The organism is Rhodococcus chondri, from assembly GCF_036327435.1.
Classification (GTDB): Bacteria; Actinomycetota; Actinomycetes; order Mycobacteriales; family Mycobacteriaceae; genus Rhodococcus; species Rhodococcus chondri.
Map to the genome: position 1 here is coordinate 1 of NZ_JAUZMZ010000279.1, position 3860 is coordinate 3860.

Here is a 3860-nt window from a genome sequence, read left to right on the forward strand (position 1 = left end):
CGCCGGCAAGATCGACACCCGGACGCTGCCCGAACCCGTCTTCACCACAACCGAATTCGTTGCCCCACGCACCGACGGTGAGACCCGTGTCGCGGCGGTGTTCGCCGAGGTGCTCGGCCTCGACCGGGCCGGAGCGCACGACGACTTCTTCGCGCTCGGCGGCAACTCGCTGTCGGCGACCCGCGTGGTCGCCCGGCTCGACTCCTCGCTCGGGGTGCGCGCCGTCTTCGAGAACCCGACCGTGGCGGCGCTGGCCGCGGTGGTCGGCGAAGGCGGAACAGGGACGCGGCCACCGCTCCTCGCCGGCCCCCGCCCCGACCGCATCCCGCTCTCACCCGCCCAGCATCGGATGTGGCTGATCAACCGGTTCGATCCCACCTCACCCGTCTACAACATCCCCGTCGCCGTGCGGCTGCGCGGCACCCTCGACCACGCCGCGTTGCAGGCTGCCGTGCACGACGTGGTGCAGCGCCACGAAACGCTGCGCACCGTGTTCCCCGACGCCGACGGGCCGCAGCAGGTGATCCTCGACGACGCCGCGCTGGACCTGGTCCCGCGACCGGTCACCACCGAGACCGAGCGCGACGAGATGTTCGCGGTGCTGTCGCGCGGATTCGACGTCACCACCGAGGTCCCGATCCGCGGCGCGCTGCTGCAGGCCGCCGCCGACGACCACATGCTCGTCGTCGTCGTGCACCACATCGCTGCCGACGGCGCGTCCACCGTGCCGCTGGCCCGCGACATCCTCATCGCGTACAGCGCCCGGCTCGCCGGCACCGCTCCGCAGTGGGAACCGCTCGCCGTGCAGTACGCGGACTTCGCGCTGTGGCAACGCTCGATGCTCGGCGACCCGGCCGACACCGACTCGCTCGCGGCCCGTCAGCTCGCCTACTGGACCGACACGCTCGCCGATGCCCCTGCGGTGCTCGAGTTGCCCGCCGATCGGCCCCGCTCGGCGGTCGCGTCGCAGCGCGGCGCCCGCACCGACTTCCGCATCGACGCCGCGACCGTGCGGGCGCTCGACGACCTCGCCCGCATGCACGGCGCCACGCGGTTCATGGTGCTGCACGCCGCGCTGTCGGTGCTGCTCGCGCGGCTCGGCAGTACCGACGACGTCAGCGTCGGCACGCCCATCGCCGGTCGCGGTGAGGCCGCGCTCGACGACATCGTCGGCATGTTCGTCAACACGCTCGTGCTCCGCACCCGGCTCGATCCGGCCGCCGGCTTCGACCGGCTGCTCGAGCAGGTCCGCGACACCGACCTCGCCGCGTTCGGGCACGCCGACGTGCCGTTCGAGCAGATCGTCGACGCCGTCGACCCCGTCCGTTCGCAGAGCCACGCGCCGCTGTTCCAGGTGTCGCTGTCGCTGCAGAACCAGGGCACCGGTGTCCTCGCACTACCCGGACTGAGCGTCGAACCCGTCGACCCGGGCGTCGACGTCGCCAAGGTCGACCTCGAATTCACCCTGCGCGACGACGACGGCGGTCTGGCCGCGTCGCTGACCTACGCCACCGACCTGTTCGACGCCGATACCGCCGAATCGTTCACGCAGTGGTGGGTGCGGTTGCTGGACGCGGTGATCGAGAATCCGGCGACACCGGTAGGCGACGTGTCGCTGTTGGGCGACACCGACACGGCTCGCGCCCTCGCGCATGCGCGGCCTGCCGACCTTCCGGTTCTGCTGCTGCCCGAGATCCTGGCGCGCGGTGTCGCGGCGAACCCGGTCGGCGTCGCAGCCACCGACGGCAGCCGGCATCTGACGTACACCGAACTGGACCGCGCATCCAATCGGCTCGCTCGCAAGCTCGTCGAACATCATGTCGGTCCCGAAGTGTTTGTGGCACTGTCGTTCTCACGGTCGCTCGAGGCGATGGTCGCGTTGTGGGCCGTGGCGAAGACCGGTGCAGCGTTCGTGCCGGTCGACCCTGCACTGCCCGAAGCACGAATCGCATATCTGCTGTCGGACTCCGGCGCCACGCTGGGGCTCACGAACGGAGATGCACCGTCCTCCGATATCCCGTGGCTGCGCGTCGACGACACCGACGGATACTCCGATGCGCCCATCGCGCGGAGCGCCTCGCTGACCGCTCTATCCGCGGCGTACATGATCTACACGTCCGGCTCGACCGGCACTCCGAAGGGCGTCGTCGTCACCCACCGCGGCCTGGCCGCCTTCACCGCCGGACACCGCCCCGAACTGGGCCTCACCGCCGCCTCGCGCATGTTGCGGTTCTCGTCGTCGAGTTTCGACGCGTCCGTGTTCGAGCAGATCGCCGCGTTCTCGGCCGGTGCCACCATGGTGGTCGCGGCACCCGACATCGTCGGCGGCAGCGAACTGACCGACCTGCTGCGCCGCGAACACGTCACGCACATCATCACCGCACCGGCCGCGCTCGGCACCGTCACCCCCGACGACCTGCCCGACCTCGAAGCGGTCGTGGTCGGTGGCGACGTGTGCCCGCCCGAACTCGTCGCACAGTTCGGGCCGATCTGCCGGTTCGTCAACAGCTACGGACCCACCGAAACCACCATCATCGTCACCGAAACCGCGCCGCTGAGCCCGGGCGACGCCATCACCATCGGCGTGCCGATCCACGGAGCCGGTGCCGTCGTCCTCGACAACCGGCTGCACCCCGTGCCCGACGGTGTCGTCGGCGAGCTGTACCTGTCGGGCGCGCGCATCGCGCGCGGCTACCACGCGCAACCGGGGCTGACGGCCTCGCGCTTCGTCGCGAGCCCCTTCACCGGTGGGCTCCTGTACCGCACCGGAGACCTGGTGCGACGCAATGTAGCCGGCGAAATCGACTTCGTCGGGCGCAGCGACGCCCAGGTGCAGATGCGCGGCCTGCGTATCGAACTCGGTGAAATCGAAGCCGTCCTCACCCGCACCGGCGAGGTCGCTCAGGCCGTCGTCGTGCTGCACATCGACACCCGCATCGGCGACCGGCTCATCGGCTACGTCGTTGCCGCCGCCGGCCGCACCGCCGACCCGCAGACGCTGCGCGACCGGATCGCCGACGAACTGCCCTCCTACATGGTGCCCGCGCAGATCCTCGTCCTCGACGCGCTGCCGATCACCGTGAACGGCAAGCTCGACCGAAAGGCACTGCCCGTCGCCGGTTTCGAAGCGCAGGCGTTCCGTGCGCCGGAGAATCCCGTCGAGCAAGCCGTCGCCGCCGTCTACGCCGACCTGCTCGGCGCCGACCGCGTCGGCCTCGACGACGACTTCTTCGCACTCGGCGGCAACTCGCTCAGCGCCACCCGACTCGTCGCGCGGCTGCGGGACGCGCTGCACACCGCCGTCCCGATGCAGTGGGTGTTCACCCATCCCACCGTCGAAGCGCTGGCCGCGCGGATCGCCGAAGGCGGAAGCGGGGGACCGGAGTTCGGGACGATCCTGCCGATCCGGGCCCAGGGCGACCTGCCGCCGCTGTTCTGCGTCCACCCGATCGTCGGATTGTCGTGGTGCTACACGGCACTCGCCCGGCAGATCGATCCGTCGGTGCCCGTGTACGGACTACAGACCCCGCTCGACGACAAACCCGCCACCCTCGACGACCTGGCGGCTCACTACGTCGACGAGATTCGTCGCATCCAGCCGCACGGGCCCTACCGGCTGCTCGGCTGGTCACTCGGCGGCGTGATCGCGCACGCCATGGCGGTGCAACTGCAGGCCGTGGGCGAAAGCGTCGAGACACTGGCAATGCTCGACAGCTTCGTCGGCACCGAGCTCTCCGAGGCGGCCGCATCCGAGCAGGCGGGCATCCCGATGAGTGATCTGCTCGCCGGCCTCGGTGTCGACGGGGACGGGCCGGAGCCGGCCGATATCCCCGAACTCGTCTCGGTGGTCGCCGAACACA

General features: G+C 70.6%; 1 protein-coding gene. It reads left to right on the top strand.

Annotated elements, in window-relative coordinates:
* Positions 1–3860 (top strand): amino acid adenylation domain-containing protein (locus Q8814_RS24925; protein ID WP_330154641.1); only part of this gene is annotated, 3860 nt, incomplete at both ends.